General features: G+C 43.6%; 18 protein-coding genes. 4 read left to right on the forward strand and 14 right to left on the reverse strand.

Features of this window, described 5'->3' with window-relative positions; genetic code table 11:
• Window positions 1–37 precede the first annotated feature (37 nt).
• The 5 genes from L4C34_RS14205 to L4C34_RS14225 all read right to left on the reverse strand — a co-directional run bounded on the left by L4C34_RS14205 (window position 38) and on the right by L4C34_RS14225 (window position 2,966).
• Window positions 38–679, reverse strand: coding sequence for a DUF1294 domain-containing protein (locus L4C34_RS14205; protein ID WP_428790009.1), 642 nt, complete (start codon window positions 677–679; stop codon window positions 38–40).
• 85 nt (window positions 680–764) lie between these two features.
• Complete coding sequence (locus L4C34_RS14210; RefSeq protein ID WP_428790010.1) at window positions 765–1,163, reverse strand: OsmC family protein; 399 nt, start codon at window positions 1,161–1,163, stop codon at window positions 765–767.
• Window positions 1,164–1,225: 62 nt separating this feature from the next.
• On the reverse strand, window positions 1,226–1,840 hold the full coding sequence (locus L4C34_RS14215; protein ID WP_428790011.1) for a LysE family translocator: 615 nt from the start codon (window positions 1,838–1,840) through the stop codon (window positions 1,226–1,228).
• 51 nt (window positions 1,841–1,891) lie between these two features.
• Window positions 1,892–2,653, reverse strand: coding sequence for a class II glutamine amidotransferase (locus L4C34_RS14220; protein ID WP_428790012.1), 762 nt, complete (start codon window positions 2,651–2,653; stop codon window positions 1,892–1,894).
• Between the two features lie 136 nt (window positions 2,654–2,789).
• The gene (locus L4C34_RS14225; RefSeq protein WP_428790013.1) at window positions 2,790–2,966 is read right to left on the reverse strand and encodes a hypothetical protein; all 177 of its coding nucleotides are present in this window, start codon (window positions 2,964–2,966) and stop codon (window positions 2,790–2,792) included.
• 109 nt (window positions 2,967–3,075) lie between these two features.
• Here L4C34_RS14225 and L4C34_RS14230 point away from each other — a divergent pair, with 109 nt between their 5' ends.
• Window positions 3,076–4,344: a cytosine deaminase gene (locus L4C34_RS14230; protein WP_428790014.1), complete on the forward strand. Its 1,269-nt coding sequence runs from the start codon at window positions 3,076–3,078 to the stop codon at window positions 4,342–4,344.
• Window positions 4,345–5,269: 925 nt separating this feature from the next.
• Window positions 5,270–5,731 carry a dCMP deaminase family protein gene (locus L4C34_RS14235; protein ID WP_428790015.1) on the forward strand — a complete coding sequence of 154 codons (462 nt, stop codon included), beginning with the start codon at window positions 5,270–5,272 and terminating at the stop codon, window positions 5,729–5,731.
• On the opposite strand, the gene L4C34_RS14240 is transcribed toward L4C34_RS14235, so the two are convergent.
• A complete protein-coding gene (locus L4C34_RS14240) occupies window positions 5,696–8,377 on the reverse strand; it encodes a hybrid sensor histidine kinase/response regulator (RefSeq protein WP_428790016.1) in 2,682 nt (893 codons plus the stop codon). The genes L4C34_RS14235 and L4C34_RS14240 overlap by 36 nt on opposite strands.
• A gap of 186 nt (window positions 8,378–8,563) precedes the next feature.
• Between L4C34_RS14240 and L4C34_RS14245 the strand changes: the two genes are divergently transcribed.
• Together L4C34_RS14245 and L4C34_RS14250 are read left to right on the forward strand one after the other, a co-directional pair.
• Window positions 8,564–8,770 (forward strand): hypothetical protein, encoded by a 207-nt coding sequence (locus tag L4C34_RS14245; RefSeq protein WP_428790017.1) that lies wholly within the window; start codon window positions 8,564–8,566, stop codon window positions 8,768–8,770.
• Window positions 8,771–8,845: 75 nt separating this feature from the next.
• Entirely contained in the window at window positions 8,846–9,334 is a 489-nt protein-coding gene (locus L4C34_RS14250; protein ID WP_428790018.1) for an acyl-CoA thioesterase, read from the forward strand.
• Between the two features lie 63 nt (window positions 9,335–9,397).
• Here the strand turns inward: L4C34_RS14250 and tssG are convergent, their stop codons facing one another.
• The 8 genes from tssG to L4C34_RS14290 all read right to left on the reverse strand — a co-directional run bounded on the left by tssG (window position 9,398) and on the right by L4C34_RS14290 (window position 19,443).
• Complete coding sequence (tssG, locus tag L4C34_RS14255; protein ID WP_428790019.1) at window positions 9,398–10,396, reverse strand: type VI secretion system baseplate subunit TssG; 999 nt, start codon at window positions 10,394–10,396, stop codon at window positions 9,398–9,400.
• Window positions 10,393–12,141, reverse strand: coding sequence for a type VI secretion system baseplate subunit TssF (gene tssF, locus L4C34_RS14260; RefSeq protein WP_428790020.1), 1,749 nt, complete (start codon window positions 12,139–12,141; stop codon window positions 10,393–10,395). Before tssF ends, tssG begins: the two co-directional genes overlap by 4 nt.
• A 9-nt stretch (window positions 12,142–12,150) precedes the next feature.
• Window positions 12,151–12,561 carry a type VI secretion system baseplate subunit TssE gene (gene tssE, locus L4C34_RS14265; protein WP_428790021.1) on the reverse strand — a complete coding sequence of 137 codons (411 nt, stop codon included), beginning with the start codon at window positions 12,559–12,561 and terminating at the stop codon, window positions 12,151–12,153.
• Window positions 12,562–12,643: 82 nt separating this feature from the next.
• Window positions 12,644–14,119: a type VI secretion system contractile sheath large subunit gene (gene tssC / locus L4C34_RS14270; RefSeq protein WP_428790022.1), complete on the reverse strand. Its 1,476-nt coding sequence runs from the start codon at window positions 14,117–14,119 to the stop codon at window positions 12,644–12,646.
• Between the two features lie 8 nt (window positions 14,120–14,127).
• Window positions 14,128–14,625 carry a type VI secretion system contractile sheath small subunit gene (tssB, locus tag L4C34_RS14275; protein WP_428790023.1) on the reverse strand — a complete coding sequence of 166 codons (498 nt, stop codon included), beginning with the start codon at window positions 14,623–14,625 and terminating at the stop codon, window positions 14,128–14,130.
• Window positions 14,626–14,659: 34 nt separating this feature from the next.
• The gene (gene tssA / locus L4C34_RS14280) at window positions 14,660–16,261 is read right to left on the reverse strand and encodes a type VI secretion system protein TssA (RefSeq protein WP_428790024.1); all 1,602 of its coding nucleotides are present in this window, start codon (window positions 16,259–16,261) and stop codon (window positions 14,660–14,662) included.
• A gap of 4 nt (window positions 16,262–16,265) precedes the next feature.
• A complete protein-coding gene (locus tag L4C34_RS14285; protein WP_428790025.1) occupies window positions 16,266–18,287 on the reverse strand; it encodes a serine/threonine protein kinase in 2,022 nt (673 codons plus the stop codon).
• Between the two features lie 190 nt (window positions 18,288–18,477).
• Window positions 18,478–19,443, reverse strand: a complete 966-nt coding sequence (locus tag L4C34_RS14290) for a hypothetical protein (RefSeq protein ID WP_428790026.1) — start codon at window positions 19,441–19,443, stop codon at window positions 18,478–18,480.
• Window positions 19,444–19,448: the final 5 nt, after the last annotated feature.

The following is a 19,448-nucleotide window of genomic DNA, read 5'->3' on the forward strand; positions in this document are numbered from 1 at the left end:
GGAGAAAATACCGTACTCAAGGAGTCAATTATTTAACTTATTTAACTATAAGGTGTTTAACAGTCAGGTGTTTGAGAATAGGGTGTTGCTGGTACAGGCGTTCGATTCTCTCACCGACCCAATGCTCTCCTTTTGGATGCAAAGACCAACCAAAAAAACCAAGTTGAAGAGCGATGACAACGATAAAGAACATGCGATACAGCGAACTTTTAGGGCGCATTTTATAAAATGACGGAGCGAGCGAGCTTGCGATCCAACCTCCTGCCAAAGACAAGAACAACAACGTACTTTCACCTGTAACAGGCTTATCTTTCTGTTGTGCTCGCTTGTCTAACCAAAAAACCAGCCAAACCAGCACGTTCAAACCAATGTAGTAAATAAGAATTTCGATGGGATAATGGAAGTACCAAACACAGCCTATCATCGCAAGGGAAAACCAAATCGCCGTCACTAAAGAAAAGCGACAATGGCGAACCATTTGTACGCCAACTGCCTTACTTTGGCCCGTATCATCTTTTACAATACAGAACCGTACTTCCTGTCCCACATCCAATCTTTTCAGCGGCTCAGAGTAATCATCAAACTTAAAAGTAATACGCATGCGTCCAGAAACCGGCACGATATACCCGTACTGCTTATTCTGGTTAAGTTCGACGATTTTTCCTTTGATCGCCCTCATACGCTTCGCCTACATTGTTATGTACCTTAGAGCATAGAGAAGAGATCCCCTCCCTGCGTAATTGAGCGAAGTAATTGTCAAAAAACTAACAAATTGTCCAACTGCAACTCATCTCTATACCTTTACCCAACATTAAACATACCGAGCAATACTTTTGTAGAGAATCCGACGTTACTTTATCGACAATATCCGTACCGAGGCCTGTACCACTGACTTCAAAGTGGATGTTTACTTTAGTAAAAATACGCGGTGCTTCATCACGCCTTTCAGTAGTTACCTTCGCTACGCAACCGGTCACTTGCTGCCCGGCTTCTTTTAATCCATCAACAACATCAACCGAGCTGCAACCTCCTGCGGCCATAAGTACCATTTCCATTGGGCTTGGTGCACTCTTTCCACCATTGCCATCCATCACTACACTGTGTCCTGATTGGGACTGGCCAACAAATGTAAATTCATCGACCCACTTTACTTCAGCTTGCATAACACTCTACCTTTCAATTCCAAATTCTATGTCTTAACTTGAGACAAGTTTGCCTGCGCTCACTATATAGTAAAGACGACGCGCAGTGCCAATAACACTAAAATGACACCTGATACCCTATCAATCAATCGAGCCTTACTTCGTATTTTAGTGATAAAACTCGGGTGAGAAACCATTAGCGTTATTATGCTGTACCATAAACCATCGACAATAATAGGGGTCAGAACAATCAACAACCGGCTACCCCAACCGTGACCTTCGCTAACAAACTGACTAAACAGAGCAATAAAAAAAATCGCTATTTTGGGGTTAAGCAGAGAAATCAACAGTCCTTCTTTTGCCGATTGCCATAAACTGACAGGCTCACCTGATTGCAACTTTTCGGCTACTCCCCCTTTAGAACGTATCGCGTTAATACCTAGATACGCTAAATAAAGAGCACCAATAATACTCAGTGAATTGAACAGCCAAAGCGAATGGTGCAGTACCACAGCCAAACCGAACAAGGTCAGAAACGCATAAACGCCTATTCCACCTGAATGAGCCCAAGCCGTCGCAAAACCATTTTTCCGTCCTCCAGCTAGACTATGTTTTACTACCATTGCTAAGCTTGGTCCAGGCGACATCGCGCCCACCAAACAAATAGCAAACAAAGATAACCAAGCGGTTAACGTCATTATTTTTCCTTTTTCGAATCTAAGAATCGCTCAATTTTTCAGAGCAAAAGATTAACTAAGAGAATGAGTGATAAACTCGGTTCCTACGCAGTGAGAAATCGTTTGGGCTGGCATTAACTGCCAAGTAGGATCATTATCCAATGGTTCAGAGGCAAAACACACACCGTCCGGGCCCGGTTTAGAAAATACAGTCGGAGAAGACAGGTCACTGCTGTAGCGCACCACCCAAAATTGTTGACCATCTGACAAACACATAGAGGCCTTAAATGGTTCTGTAATTCCTTTTCCCTTTACCACTTGTTCCACATCCCGCAGCGTTTTCTTTAGCGCATCCACAGGCGAAGATAATAACCCGTTATCCAAGCACAGTAAAAAGATCAGTTCGCTGTCTGTCGTACCAAAACGTTGAATATACAAGGATTCGGGGAGGCGACGTTCTAAAAGGTATTTCACCTGATCAAACTCGCCAATCTGGCCGTTATGCAAAAACATCCAATTATCGATGACAAAGGGGTGACAATTAGCTCGGGCAACCTGAGTTCCGGTTGAAGAACGCACATGAGCCATGAATCGGTGAGATTTAATATGGTGGGTCAACGACCGCAAATTATTGTCTCCCCAAGCAGGTAATACCTCGTGAAAAACCCCTGGCGTGTCACGATCAGTATACCAACCAAGTCCGAACCCGTCGGCGTTCACTCGTGTCACCGCTTTACGAGCTTCAATACTCTGATGCACCAACGAATGTTCGGGTTGGTACACAAGTTCATCCATATAAATAGGCTTACCTTGATATGCTAACCATCTACACATAGTGCTTCCTTCATCGTTCTAAGTTATCGTAAGTATAAACCAGTCACGGACATCCAATACGCAATCAATCGCATTGCATGTTGAGACCTATTTGCATTTTGCATTTTCAATATGCAAAGATCCCCCCCAAAAAAGACTAAATATGCACCCAAACGCGCAAAATACCCGCTAAAAAAGATGGCACGTGAACTGCATATATATAAGTGATCCTTTTAAGCCGAGGGTCACCTAGCCAACTGACGTTGTTAGTGAACCAAATTTGTTCACGTTTAATATCAGCCAATTGCAACATTGCAATTGGCTTTTTTTTCATCTTCCTCTCATCACACATTGTGATACTTCGCACAAACCTCTTTTACGATTCTCCGATACCGACTTGAAACTGTTCAAATAAGAAAAGGACATTAACAAGGCGAAATACGATGCTTCTAATCAAGAATGCAATGCTTACAGGTAGCTCTGAACCACAGCAAATTATCATCGAAGAGGGCAAATTCACTTCAATTACACCAACGGGTCAAGCTGCTAGCTGGAAAGGCCCCATCATCGATGCCAACAATAGCTTGGTTCTGCCTCCTTATTGCGAACCCCACATTCATTTAGATACCACTCAAACCGCTGGCCAACCAAATTGGAATCGCTCCGGGACACTATTTGAAGGTATTGAACGTTGGTCAGAAAGAAAAGCTGAGCTGTCTCATGAAGACGTAAAGCAACGAGCACTCAAAACTCTAAAGTGGCAAATTGCTCAGGGTATCCAATTTGTGCGTACGCATATCGATGTGTCTGACCCTAACTTGATTGCTCTCAAAGCTATGCTGGAAGTCAAAGAAGAAATGCGGCAGTGGATTGATATACAGATTGTCGCTTTTCCTCAAGAAGGCATCTTGTCGTTCCCTTCTGGAAAACAACTACTGGAACAGGCCATCCAACTTGGCGCTGACGTAATAGGTGCGATCCCACATTTTGAGTTTACACGTGAGTACGGAATAGAGTCGCTGCACTATGTGTTCAAACTCGCTAACCAATACCAATGTTTAATCGACGTACACTGCGACGAAATCGACGACGAGCAATCGCGCTTTCTTGAAACGGTTGCGGCCCTAGCGCTTGACTACAAAATGGGGTCAAAAGTCACAGCTAGCCACACGACAGCAATGGGTTCCTATAATGGCGCATACACATCGCGACTAATGAGGCTGATCAAAATGTCGAATATCAATATTGTCGCCAACCCATTGGTCAATATTCACTTACAAGGAAGGTTCGATGATTACCCGAAAAGGCGTGGAGTAACACGGGTCAAAGAATTGCTAGCGGCTGGTGTAAACGTATGTTTTGGTCATGATGATGTGTTCGACCCGTGGTATCCACTTGGCACCGCTAATATGCTGCAAGTCTTACACATGGGCCTTCACGTCTGCCAACTAATGGGTTATAACGATATCAAACAGTCTCTCAAACTCATTACCGAGAATTCTGCTACTACTCTGAATATAAGAGCCCGCTACGGTATTGAAGTTGGCAAACCTGCCAACCTTATTATTTTACCAGCCAGCAATGGGTTTGATGCTGTTCGGCGACAGCCCCGAGTCCAATATTCTATTTTTAACGGCAGTATTATCGCGCGAACCGAGCCCGCTTCAACGACTATTCACCTAGATCAAGATGAAGAAGTAGACTTTAAATAGCGACCACCTTCCATACTGACATAATATTCCAAGATGACGAAGTGGCATAGTCAATCAAGAAGACATCGCCAAACCAAAGAAAACAGAGAAAAAAATAATACGGGTCAGCACCATATTGCATCATTGGAAAGATAGACGGATAAAATAGAAAAACCCCACTAGACAAAATCCAGTGGGGTTTTATTCCTACTCGCAGCAATCCTGCTACTCACCATGCTCCCTGCACCAATCCATGATAGCACGCTGAATCCTTCAGCCATTTCCTTACCATCGCCTTCCTAGCGGTGTCCTTGGCTTTCCTGCCTGCTAGCTATCCTAGCTAGCTACATCACTCTATCCTTAAGTGCTGTCCCTAAACTCCACTTCCTTGCAGAGTATTTCCGTCCCTGTTGATCGCCATTGAGCCAACGATCTTCCCTTCATCCTAAAGGAGACTATCCGTAGTCGAGTGCTTGACTGTGTAAGCTTCCTGCCTACACCTCTAAGACTATGCTATTCCGGCAGGGACACAAGCGTAAATTGAATGCTTTCTGAGTAAGCTGTAAACCAAAAAATAAAGAATAAAAACAAAATTTCTAATAATCAATATGTTACATAAAGCCCAAAAGTTAAAATAGTATATTTCTTCGTAAAATCTTACATCCATGTAAGAGATCTCGCACAAAGTAAGAAGCCAAATCCATACCCTCATTTTAAGTATGTATCGGTAACCGCTGATCAATGTCACACAAAGTCGCTGAAAATAAAATTCGCCTGAGCGAGCATTGGAAAATTGGCACAACTTTTTCATACAATTAGTCCTACATCACGTATTATAGGTGGCGTTAGTCTAGGCTCACGACGCTATCGTGCGACACACAAATGTGAGGCTTAACTAAGCAATACTAAGTAGTTTTATTTTTAATCACGTTTAAAGGACTCCGTTATGGTTTCTAAGTGGGCAGAACGCTTCTACCAAATGGCTGTTTTGGTAGGTTCATGGAGTAAAGATCCATCGACTCAGGTCGGCGCAGTCATCACCAAACAAAACCGGATCGTCTCTGTCGGGTTCAACGGCTACCCTCATGGGATATCAGACAGCGCAGACACCGACGATCGGGATATGAAGTATCTAAAAACGCTGCATGCCGAAGAAAACGCAATCTTATTCGCCAAACGAGATCTTGATGGATGTGAGATATGGGTAACGCACTTCCCTTGCCCAAACTGTGCGGCCAAAATCATTCAAACTGGGATCTCGGCAGTACATTGCCCAGAACAAAGCGAAGATTTTTTATCGCGCTGGGGGGAGAAAATTCAAGTGAGTCAGGAGATGTTTCTGCAAGCTGGAGTGAAAGTGTACTGGTTACCTTTAGCTGACTTGTCGTTGGGACAATCGAATATCTAACTGATCAAAAACATCAAATAGCTGCTGTGATTTGTAAGGCTTCGGCAAATAAGCATCCATACCCGCTTCAAAGCAGCTATCCACTTCTTCCTGCAGCACGCTGGCAGTAAGTGCGATAATTGGCAGTTTCTGCTTGTCGTTTTCCTGTTCCCATTCACGTATCATTTTTGTCGCGGTCAGCCCATCCATTATTGGCATCATACAATCCATCAATATTGCACTGAATTTATCCCCAGACTGTACGGCAATTAACGCTTCCTGCCCATTACTGACAATTTTATACTCCATTCCAATTTTTTCTAAGAAGAAACTGGCGATTTTCTGATTCATCAGGTTATCTTCAGCGATAAGGATTTTCGACGCGACTAGTTCATTTGGGGTGTCATAGTGAGAAGTCAGTATCTGCGCTGGCTTTCTAATTTTGACCGCAACTTGATCCAACGCATCTTTAAAACGACGCCCCAGTAGCGGCAGTGTGATCGTCTCTTGGGCGACATCAGCCAACTGATCGGCTAAATGTAAATGATGCTGTAAAACAATTAGCTCACTAGCGGTCGATTTAAGTTGGATTAAGGACAAATCCTGCTTAGACTGATTCGGCTGATTATAGCAATAGAGAATCACATCAGCCGAGAGCTCATCCTCAAGCGCTTCTGTGACAGTCTCCACCACCGTAATTGGCAGAGCGTAGCGACGACATTCCTCTATAATCAAAGCGTTGTAAGGGCTACCGTTGCTAATTAGTAGCGCGTGCATCGAAAAAGGCTTTTTGCTCGCTTGTTCGTCCGAGACTTTTACTGGAATCATACATTCGAAACAGCTCCCCAAGCCTAATGTAGATTCAACTGATATCTTTCCCCCCATTAGCTCTACCAACTGACGCGAAATAGCAAGCCCTAAACCTGTACCTCCGAAGCGTCGAGTAATGGTGTTGTCTTTTTGTGTAAACTGCTCGAAGATCGCGGCTTGTTGCTCTTTCTCTATACCTAGCCCAGTGTCGATCACTTTCAACGTAACACTTGCAGGTTCTTTATTCTCCATCCCCTTATAAACCAGCTCAACTCCTACCCGCCCTTTGTCAGTAAATTTTACTGCGTTCGACAATAAGTTAAGAAGCACTTGTTTAATGCGATACTCATCAACATACAATTTACTAGGCAGGTCAACGTCCATAGAAAGAGAAAGCTCAACGTCCTGTTTGTTAGCCTTTATCAGCACCATATTGATGGCGTCGTACACGACTTCTCTTAGCTCAGTGTCGACCATAGATAACGCAAGGTTTCCTGATTCTATTTTAGACAAGTCTAAAATATCGTTTAGCAAAACTAACAGCGTCTGAGAGGAGGTGTCTATATCTCTTAATACGTCTCGTTGAGACTTATTCATGTGCGTATGCGTGAGGATCTCCGTCATGCCCACTATTGCATTTAGTGGCGTACGGATCTCGTGGGACATGGTGGCAAGAAAGGCACTTTTTGATTGGTTCGCAGATTCGGCAGATAACTTTGAATTCAACAAATTTTGGTGGTGCTTTTGTTGCTCCTCCATGATGCCATTAATGCAGACAGCAAGTTCGGTAAACTCGTCTTCTCCATCGGAGTGGATTCGCTGCCCTTGGGCACCACCTTGCACATTAACCAACGTCTTGCGCATTTCTCTTAGCTTCATTTTAATACGACGTAGAACGCTAGCACACAAATAAAAAATCAAGAATAACGATGCAAGAAAGCCAACCCCCATATAAACAAAATATTGTTTATTTTCAATAACATGAGTATTGAGCTCAGCGATAAAGTGACTCCTAAAATCTTGCGTCTGCCTAGCAATCAATAAGTTTCTCGCCTCTATCAGTAAGGTATATGCACTCAAATCTACGCTCTTATCTCTTTCGTATAAGATTCTATTTCGAATTGACTCACTTTTCCGGTACTTGTCATTCGCAAATAACGTTGCGAGCATTTTCAAGTGCTCGTGCCTCGCCTCGTTCTTCACATATTGATCTAGGAATTGCTTTTGCATCTCGCTCGCACGAATATACTGGTGGACATAGTATGGAGGCATACCACCAATAGAGCGGATTTCCTGTACCAGCCACGCTTCTTTCTCCATCCAATAATTTAGCCAACGCAGATTATTTAAAATATACGCAGAGTCGCGTAAATGTACATCGGCGAGAAGCTCCCCTTGACCTCTGACGCTCGCGTTAAAGTCATACAGAACGTCAAACATTTGGTTCCCCACCAAAAAAAGGTTGTGGCCCTCAGATTGACTCACTTCATGCAACAAATTGGTGAGCTCATCTAGTAGCATGGTCGTACGGTAACCTAAGCTGCTTTCTCCATTGGCTTTATCCATTTCATACTCGCGATCAAAAGACTGTTTTAACTGTAATATGGTCACTTCGACATGCTGAGCTGTTTTATTTGAGAGGCGGCCATGCAGTTGGTCAGTGAGTACCTGATACAACTGCTTGTTGAGTTGCGTCAGTGAGACTAAAGCTTGAGTTTTATCTAACGTAGTAAAGTACACATTTAAACGTTCATGGATTTGCTTGGTCAAGTAAGCCGAAAAGCACACTATGATCACGCCGGACAACAAGCATGTCAGAAAAAGCCTTCTTTTTATCCATCCGTTGGCAAATACCATTATGACGTCACCCCTTCCAGATACCCTACTTCACCCAGCTTTAATCATAGACGATATTCAACAAGGCTCTTAATAAATGATCTAAAAACCTAATGACTACTTAGACTGATTAGCCACTAGGCCGTTCATGTTTTATTCATGCCAGCAATGCTAATCTCTTCACATCAACTGATAGGAGAAATCATAATGAAAAAGTTCATTGCACTAGCCGCCTTTATATTTATTGGCTTGATGACAATTATGACAAGTTTAATAATCGCAATTCCGTTGACCATTGCCGCTATGATCGCTGGTAAAAAGATACAGAGACAAGTCAAAGCGAATAACTCTCAAGCAGGTCAAAACCAAAGCTCTGTGATCGAAGGCGAGTATGAAGATCTTTCTGCCCACTAGGGCAAAGAGATAATAAATAAGATTTTAGGCTATCCTTGAAGTAACTGCTGACAGATAAACCCAAGGATTTTGCTGATGCCACAAAATAAGCGCGATATTACTCTGCGTTTTTTGGCTGAACCGAGTGACGTGAATTTTGGTGGGAAAGTTCACGGTGGCTCAGTCATGAGATGGATTGATTTGGCCGCCTATGCCTGTTCTGCCGCTTGGAGCGGAAAATATTGCATGACGGTCTATGCTGGGGGAATCCGCTTCGTTGCACCAATTCTGGTCGGAAACTTAGTCGAGATCAGTGCAAAAGTCATTTATACCGGAACATCATCAATGCACATTGCCGTTGATGTTCAAGCAAGTGACCCTAAAACGCTAGAACGCCGCTTAACCACCCACTGCATCGTCATTATGGTCGCCGTCAATGAAGCGGGAGAGCCCACCCCAGTACCGGAGTGGATACCAAATACCGATGAAGACATTAAATTGCGCGACTCAGCCATACGCCTAATCAACATGAGACAAAAAATCGGCGCCGAAATGGAGGCCGCCGTGCAGTATATTAAGAATTAAAGAATCCAGACCAAGCCTACACTGCTTACTCTATACTACTTTTGTGCATCGATCTTCACGAACCTAAGCGCTGCCTTGCAGTTTAATTTTTGTATCTTTCTTCGCCGGATTTCCCAACCAAAACGTTTCGCCGAGTACATTACCAGAACCATGTCCAAGGTCGTTCTTAGGCACACTATCAAGATTAACGTCAAGAACTAGATCCCAAGCTAAGGGATCGCGCAGGATAAACTTCATCAACCCAAGTAATGTCAAATAATACTCGTGTCCGGGAGTAAACTTCACATAGGTGGCAAAATCAATGTTATGAATGTGTAAGTTGAACTTACCCGTCAGGTCCGCCACGCTCTGCCCTAAATGGAAAGTACGCCCCAATGCACAATTACCTCGATTAAGTATACTTTTTTGCTCTTCTGCTATCTCAACCCTTCGATATACCCACTCTTCTACTTCCACATTCTCAAGAGAGAAATAGTGCGAAACGATACCTGAAATCAGCTTAGGTGAACGGGTCCTAGTCGAGAGTTGATTCGAGTAAGATAGCAGCTTTGCCCTATCCAAGTGCGCGACATCTAACTGCTGAATAACACTAGATAACCCAACAAAGTGCAGCATCCGCGTCGAAAATGGATCAGTGGCCCCACTTTTATATTGAATATGATAGCGATACTTTTTCCACACTCTATATAACAAAGACAAATAGCGATTATGGAAAAAATCGAAAAAGTCTTTTACTGGGTTTTCTTCTCCTTCTCTACCCGCTAACTTTTCTGTGTATGCAGTCGGCAGCGGAGAACTGGCACCGTGTAAGCCTAAAAAGTTCACTTCTACACGGCTAAACTGTCGATGCTCATCACCCATGTGTGTGATAGATTGTACGTCACTTTTCGGAAAACCAAGTGAAGGAGAGACGGCAAATTGTATGCGCTCGCTGGTTACATCCTGACATTCACCTACCCCCGAAAAGCCTTCAGTGCTATGTGTAGAATAATGCTTCTCAAGCAGCTGAACTGCCTGAAAAAAATCATATTCCGAACAACCATCGCTGAGATTGTCAATCATAGTATCGTTTGCTGCCCCAATGCACTCACCCACTGGTACTTCTCTCCAGTATTCTCATCCAACACTTCTAATTCAGTAAAAGAGTTAACACTGGAATATAGGCGAATAAATTCGTTTAGCACATTGGCGAGAAGAAACATCTCTCCCTCATTAACAAAATGGGTAGAGTTCAGTACTAAGCTAATTAGATTTCCCCGGACAGGTACACCACGGAATATCCGGTCGATGGATTTGATACCGGACTTCTTTATCCCATCTAATCGATGCAACGATGCACGATACGCTTGGCGATCGACCCGAGCATGGAAATCGTATGTCGAGAGCAATACTTTTAGCACATCTATATTCGATAATGACATGTAGTTTAACGACATGTTTGCGATCAATTGCCAATGAAGCTCCCCACTAACTTGTGGGCTCACCGACTGAGTCGGCTTAGTGATATTGGCAAAGGTAATATGACCTAACGTATTATGAGTCGGCTCGCTAATTTCCCCTGCAGATAGCCGCTCTGCAAGTCTCGCATTACTCGAAAGTAACTTTATAAGAACTGTTTCCGTGCCTAGTTCCGCTAGTTTATTACTATGTGTATGAAACGAAATATAGTGCTCTAAGCCACGACCGCTGATCCGCTCACGTACGGAAGACTTATAAAATTCTCGTTTATCTCTTTGATTGATCTGATGATCAAACGACTCAAATTGAGCAATCGCTTTTCGTTTTCGTTCTTGCTTATTCCAACTTTCAACCCCTTCGATTGAATAAACTTCGTAGTGATCTTGGTTATTACTTTGCGGTCGAACTTTATACTCGTTTCGCTGATGCTCCAAACGAATAGGATCAGCTTCAGTTGCAAACAAGTTAACCGCTGGAGTGCAATGCAAACGTAAATGTCGTTCATTAATTTTGACTTCATCAGGTAGCGCCCTTTTGAAGACAAACGACACCACTAAATTAGTCCGATTCGGTACACCTTTCAGCCAATCAAGCTTTTTGATATCAAAGAACATAAACTTTTCAGGGAGCGAAAAGTATTCTTGTAATAATCGATAGCCCGAAAACGAGTTGCTGCTGTACGGCAGAAGAGCCTCACCTTCTCCAAATCCCACCGGCGCTAGGTGTTCTGGGCTCAGTTTGTGTTTGTATTCATCCCCCAAATCCAATTCTATATAATCGAGGTATTTGAAGAGCCACAAATACAAAGTGCGGCTAATATGCAGTTCGCCATGAATAAACAAACGCAAATGGTCGATATCCATACTCGGAAAATCCAAACCTTCATTCACTTTGAAAGTCATATCGATCGTCGAGCGACTACGAGTATTGGTTTGCACTACCTTTTTCACTGCCATGGGAAGCAGCTCAACATCGTAACAAGTTCTAAAGCGACATGCCGTACCTTCGATCTGACGACTAGACATTTCCGTGCCACGCACTATGGTACTTTTATCGGTTTCAGACGCCGAGTTTGACGAAAACTCAGATATACACATAGAAGGTACTGAGCGCATATAGTGCGGCCAGAGCAAGTTCATCAACGATGATGTTACCTCGGGGATCTCGTCGTCTATTTTCTCTCTGATACGCCCCGTTAAAAAGGCGAAACCTTCAAGCAACCTTTCCACATCTGGGTCTCGGGTACCTTCCGACAGAAATTGAGTCAGCTTAGGATGATATTTAGTAAACTCGTTGCCCGCCTCGCGTAAATACGATAGTTCGTCTTGATAGTATTTCGTGCTGCTCACATGGATTCCTTACACTTCAAATTGACCGTCGATTCCCATGAGCACATCGACCGACATAGGTACCACACCCCCGTTATGCGTCACTTCAGCCCGAATAGCGAAGTTAAGCTGCAAAGGGTTTACATCATTTTTCTTATAGCGAACTTCGACACCCAATAATCTGGGTTCAAACTTTTCTATGGTATCGCGAATACTTTGTTGAATACGGCGGATAAGATTGCTATTGCTCGACAGTACATCATTGAAATCTGGCAAACCATAATCGACATCGATCATCGCGTTCCCCATATGTGTATTGAGCAGTTCAGCCAAATGCATGTGAATAGACTCGACGATATGGCTATGAGAAACAACCTTCTCATAACAATTTTTCGCTTCTCCTAATTCGATGCGCTCCAGTAATCTAAAACCTTTTTCCATAATGACACTCGAAAAGAGACCTTCCGCCGTTGGCTAGTGCTAACCAGCCGACAAACACAGAAGGTCGCTAAGATGCTAATGATTAGTTTTGATCAAGTTTCCCAACAAGGGATAAATCAAAGCTAGCGCCCATGTATTTAAAGTGTGGGCGAACAGAAAGTGATACACGGTACCAGCCTGGATCGCCTTCAACATCAGATACTTCAACTTGCGCTGCGCGTAAAGGTCGGCGGCCACGAACTTCTGCTGGTGGGTTCTCCTGATCTGAAACGTATTGACGAATCCATTTGTTCAACTCAATTTCCAGATCCGTGCGCTCTTTCCAAGAACCGATTTGCTCACGTTGAAGCACTTTAATATAGTGGGCTAAACGGTTGATAATAAACATATATGGTAACTGAGTACCTAGTTTGTAGTTCATCTCCGCTTGCTTGCCTTCTGGCGTGTTAGGGAATACTTTCGGTTTTTGTACCGAGTTGGCAGAGAAAAACGCTGCATTATCGGAGCCTTTACGCATAGTCAGCGCAACAAAACCCTCTTCAGCTAATTCATATTCACGGCGATCAGAGACCAATATCTCTGTCGGGATTTTCGTTTCGATTTGTCCCATCGACTCAAAGTTAAACACAGGCAAGTCGAAAACTGCGCCGCCACTTTGTGGACCGATGATATTTGGACACCAACGATACTTAGCAAATGATTCGCTAATTTTCGATGCCATTGCAAAAGCTGAGTTGCCCCACAAGTAGTTGTGATGACTGTCTGTTACTTTTTCGTTGTAGTCAAACGCCTTAATTGGGTTATCTTCTACCGAATAAGGGTTACGTAACATAAATCGAGAGGTACATAAACCTAAGTAGCGAGCATCTTCATGTTCTCTCAAGCCGCGCCACTTAGTATATTGTGGGCCTTCAAAAACAGACTTGAGATCTTTTAAGTTCGGTAGATCTTCGTAGCTGTCTAAACCGAAGAATTTAGAAGAAGCAGACGTAATAAACGGCGCGTGAGACATCGCACCAACATTTGACATGTATTCCATCAATTTGATGTCTGGAGAGCTTGCAGAAAATTGGTAATCACAAATAACGGCGCCAATTGGTTTACCACCAAACTGTCCGTATTCACGTGTATAAATCTGTTTGTAGAGGCCAGATTTCACTACTTCCGGCGCATCTTCAAAGTCGTCTAGCACTTCGTCTTTACGAGCAGAAATCAGTTCAATTTGAATATTTTCACGGAATTCAGTGTGGTCAACCAAGTATTTTAGCCCACGCCACGTAGATTCAACGGCTTGAACTTCGTCACTATGTAAAATAGCATCAACTTGATTTGAGAGTTTTTGATCGATTTCAGAGATCATCAGATCAACCAAAGATTGATCAACTTTGTCGGAAATAGACTGACTCAACAACTCGCTAATGAAAGCTTCGACGCCACGTCTTGCAACTTCAAAGCCTTCGTCTTCAGGTTGTAGTCGAGTCTCACTTAAGATAGCGTCCAGTAGGGAGCCACTCTCACCTACCGCGGTCATTTCTTGCTCTTGTGCTTCAATTGCCATAGTAATTCTTACTCCCCTTGTTTTTCATCAAGTTTTAGCTCAGTGAGCAACTTGTTTCGCGCGTCTTCATCTTGCAATACCGCCGCAATACGCTTTCTAAACGCAGGTACGTTACCAAGTGGTCCTTTGAGCGCTACGAGAGCTTCACGAAGTTCAAGCAGGCTATTCAGTTCTGGAACAGATTTCACGATTGCTTCTGGTGAAAAGTCCTTCATATTTTTAAAGGTTAAATCCACACCAAGTTGTGCATCGTCTTCATCAGAAAGACGGTTTTCTACGTTAACTTTAACGTTAGGCGAATAACCTTCGAGAACTTCGTTGAAGTTATCTTTATCGATATTAATTGGGTTTCTTTCTTCAATTGGGGTTTCATCAGCACGAGCTGTAAAATCACCAACAACCATCATATTAAGCGGTAGTTCAACATCGTCCTGTACATCCCCAGTTGCCGGAACATAACGAATATTGATCCGCTCTTTAGGAGCGACCGAGCCTTCACGTGACATAAACATTTCCTTTTTACTTTTTTATAATTAACTTTTATACAGACAGCCATGTACGGTATTTATCTGGCATCTCACGACCACCGGAAAATAAGACAGACATAGTTTTTTCTGTGAGTGTATCCAACGAGACACATAGTTGTGGTTCCCATTGAATCAGGTTCTTACTTTCTCTTATCGACCAAACAGTTTCCAAATACGGTAGGCACAGTGAATGTAAGCTCACACTTTGGAAGGCTTTGATCATATTTAATTGCATTAAAAACTGAGTACGACCAGACAACTCGGCTTCCATATGCTGTGACATTTGCGCCACATGTTGACCTAAGTTATCGAGCGACAAATTGGGTTCAGGACATAGATTTGGTTCAAATTCTTTGAGTTGAGAAACGTTAGTCGAGGAAGCATCAGTTACGTGCGCCGAAACTTTATTCATCTGTTCCAGGGAAAAGTCTGCTTTCTCTGCTAACCGCAACCATTCCAACGTTTTTTCGCAGGCAAAAGGCACGGAGTCAGCAAAAGACAAAATTTCAATACCTGGCAAACGAGCGACAAAGATTTGCGTTTCTTGGCGTACTGCATTTGCAGCGTCGGTATGTCCCAACTGAATCAACATTTGAGCAAGGTAATAATGGCCCGTGAGCCAAAATGGTATATCAGGCAACGCTTTCTCTAAGCGTTTCATCAACTCCTGATTAACTTCCCGCTCCGCGCTGTCTTTATACTCTGAGCGTGAATCTTGTGAAATCGCCAATCTTAGTGGCGTGATACCGTTATCATCACCTTGCGGGGTTTCTTTAATATCAAACCAGCCCAAATGCCTATGAATGCGGTAAGCAAGAGGAAAGCTCGCATCCACGCTTAAGATAGCTTCCGCTACCTTTTTTAATGTTTTCTTCGACGCGCCGATACTTGAGAAATCAGTCTCTATATCTTGTCCCACAGGCAATGATTTATTCACCATTGGTTTTGAGGGTGTCGGATGACTCACCGCGACACTTCGAGAACTTTCAGTTGCTACCGCCGTTGACGCTAGAGTCGACGCCGAACTCGCACCAGAAGCAGCTTCAACGGTTTCGTTGTTTACCACAGACAGATTCGCCTGCTGAACCAGCTCTTCCAATTTGTACTTTACTGAGAAAATATTAACGTCAGAGTCTGAAAACGCATTCTCATATTCTGCTTGAATCGCCCCCACATGTTCCGCACATACCAAAAGCTGACCTTGATTGTCATTGGTTGCATAAGACTTGCTCAACACAGCATCTAGTTGAGAAACTAGCCAATCTATTGCCCCATCTCTGGCCCGCTTTCGCCGTGGAAATAAATCACCACCAAACTGTTTGATAGTGCAATGCAATAAACGAAGCCCCGCTTCCAGACCTGAAAATGCACCGTCTTCCATCAGTGCACGGCATAGATAGCATAGTGCTCGTACATCCTTGCTATATTGAGTTAACACCATCATCGATTGAGACTTTACTATTGCCCAATCGACTGTTTCTCCGAATAATGACCCAAACTTTCTTACTTCAGTTTCCATCAGTTCGTAGCAAGCTTCATATTTTGCATCCTCGCCCGTGGGCTCGGTAGCACTAATAGGTTGAAGGTAAACATTGATATCGAGTGCGTAAGTCATTCAATTAAGCCTGCGAATGCGGTTGGTAGGACTTGAGTGCCTGCTGAATCAACCGAGCACCCGTTAAATCTGCTCCTTTAATCGCAGGGCCGTTAAGAGTCTCAGCCGCCATCGCCATTAAGGATGTTTTCAATTGGTTGAATTGTTCAGGTGCCAAGGCATGCAGTTCATCTAGCGCGCGTTCAACTTTATCGAGCGTAAATACTTTTCCGCCCGATGCTGTTTGAGATAATACGTACTCGCTACGCTGCACGGTTAAATCAGATTTAAGTTGAGTCAACTTGCCATTAGGCCCGAATGCCTCCAACGCCGCATTTAAATCATCAATAGCTTTCGAATAAAAATGGTGCTGCGCATACTCTTTTGCAGATTCTACGACTTGCTCGGCGACGTGTTCAGGAAGAACATGACTATAGTAGTAACCATAGGCTTGGCTGCTTGCCCACGCTTTCTGGATAAAGTCCTTCGTTTTTTCACTCTGGCCTTGTTGCAGCCAATCCGCAATGTCAGCGCCATTGTAGGCGGCGTAAGGTACGGCCTGCTGCGCATCCTCGGCCAATACATCCAATTGGCTCAGGATGTCGTTGAGCTTAGTTTCTACCGCATAGTTAGGTATTTGATGCCTAGCCACTGATACGTTTAAAGTATTCGTTTCTCGACGAATGTTATTAATTTCATCAGATAACGCGGATAAGCTTTGAGTTCGCTTCGTCAATTCGTTTTTTCGATCAAAATACAAGTCACGCTGATAATGGTCTTTAATTTGATAGGCAGAGTAGTATTGCGGCCACTTCAGCTCATCATGATTCATCTCATTGAGTACGTGTTCGATTTGCCAAGGTGGTTGAGACAAGAATGATGCCGTCACTTTCGCTGGCAGCGTGTGGTCAACTTTAGCTATTGCTTTGACCTTCTCTACTTTGGTGACGACCACAGGATTCTCTGGCACAGGAGGTAGAATGGGCTGACGGTTAACCCACCACATGGATGCAACCAACGCGACAGCGCACATTCCCAATGCCGACTCCAATTTATTAGATGCGATAGTGTTGAATACACTAGGGTAAGCACGATGGCTCAGCACTAAGTCAGCGTTACGCAATCGCACAAACAGTGGAGCATCATTGTTATGAAGTGAGATAGAAGTTAGGTCTAGTTGTGCCAGCTTCTGCGCGAAGCTTATCGGAGACAAACCGTGAGCACGCGGACCATCGATAACGTTACGTAATAATGCCCAAATATGCTTAGGGATTGCACTAGGCCGCTTTTTGCTAGCCATACTCGCGTGCCAGTCCACTGACTTATTATCACCGAGTAGTAAATGGCCTGCCAGCATAGCTAATGCGTACACATCATCCTGAGGCACAGCAAAGCCCGACTCGATATATTTAGGCGAGGCATAAGACATACTAACTTCCGCATACGACGCCGCTTCATCAACATAACGTGCTGAACCAAAATCAATCAACTTAACGGTGTCTTCTTCACTGATGATGATGTTGGCAGGCTTAATATCTAAATGGCAAATACCCTTGGTGTGCATGTATTCCAATGCGCCTGCCAATTGATAAACCAGCCAAGCTACGTGATCCGCACGAAAGCCTTTGCCTTTGTATCTATCGAGCTTTTGAGCCAAAGACTCGCCGTTAACCCATTCGTACATAAGGTAAGGTCGATCGAACTCTGTACCCAATTTAATAAAGTCAATCACGCCGGGGTGCTGAGATAGTTCTAATCGACTCGCTTCTTCCAGCAACAAAGAATGAGAAATCTCGGGGGTATTTTCATTGATAACCTTGCAACAGATATGCTGGTTCGGCTCATCTTTCTTAATCAGATGATATAAGGTTGTTCGGCCATTTTTTGAATTTAGTGTTTCCAATATTTCAAATTGGGATAGCAACACAAGCTCAAGCTTGGGCTTAAGTTTTCTAGCCAATTCTTTTTCATGGCTCTTTTTTCGATCAATGGCTTTGGTCACTAAACCATTGATGAAGGTATTCTCTGTAGGAGGATTATTAGGCACGAGCAACTCTTTATATCGACTTAACTAAGCGTTCATGCGTAATGATAAAAGTTTCTGATTCACCTTTTCAATTGCATATGATAAAAGAGGTAATATGCCTATCCATTTAGTCATTTTACCTAGTCATTTAGGCAAAATGGAAGGCAGAAAAACAACTCAAAACCCGTTTTCCTACTCGTGCTGGCAGAGATTATTGGCTGGAAGTGCTTTTTTCAATGGAGAATAAAGCGCGGGATTGCTCCTGGTCAAACAATAGTACCAACCCTAAATTCCCTTCGCTGCAAACTTTAGGAAAAGAAGCTAACGTCGCAAGACCTGAGGCTTTGCCAAGTGTTCCCCACCATTCATTGACCGATGTCAGTTGCGCTTGTGTACCATCAGCACCACAGTTCAATAGACTCAAAGCAAACCCGTAATCCTCTACGTGAGCTCTCAGGTTAACGATATCAGTATGAATTCGGTGAACGTCACCAATGGTGGATGCGGCGCGACGAACGAGCCTTAAACAGCCCCTACGGTCCTTAGCTTTCCAATCAAATCCTGAATAGTGAACTGTAGACTCCACGGAGAGGTTTAATGTTTCTACTACGTTACTTTTTGTCAGAATTAACCCAGCGGCCCCTTCTGCTGGGATAATACCCCATGGTGAATCAGGCCCTATCACCTTAGAATCTTCGATCAATTGCTCGACGTCATCCAATAGACTGTCTACCGCAATACACATAATCGCATCATGCTTGGACGTTTCTTGAATACAATAGTGGATAAACTCTATGCTGCTTTGATGCAATACAACAATCTGTGAAAAGTGGTTTGCCCACTCTCCTTTTTCTAACCAATCAGCGACATTATGTTCTTGGCAAGTGTCGGGAACCGTCAAGTAGAGTGGCAAGCGCTGCAAGTTTTCTGGCAACTGGGCGAGCAAGGAACGAAGCGTAATATCAACCAGCTCGTTGACTTTGTCTTGCCCCGTCTCGCCCGCAAGGTAATCTATATCCGCCACCGTTGTTCTAGCATCATTTTGGCTAGAGGTATAATTTGAAAAACGTCCCAGATCGGCATTCGCCACCGCATAGGAAATGGGAAGATTCATACCTGAACTCGTCGCTAAGGCACTCGCAATAATATGGCGGGATTCGGTGTTCACTGTTGTCATTCCAC

It is taken from the genome of Vibrio profundum (assembly GCF_050337555.1).
In the GTDB taxonomy this organism is placed as follows: Bacteria; Pseudomonadota; Gammaproteobacteria; order Enterobacterales; family Vibrionaceae; genus Vibrio; species Vibrio profundum.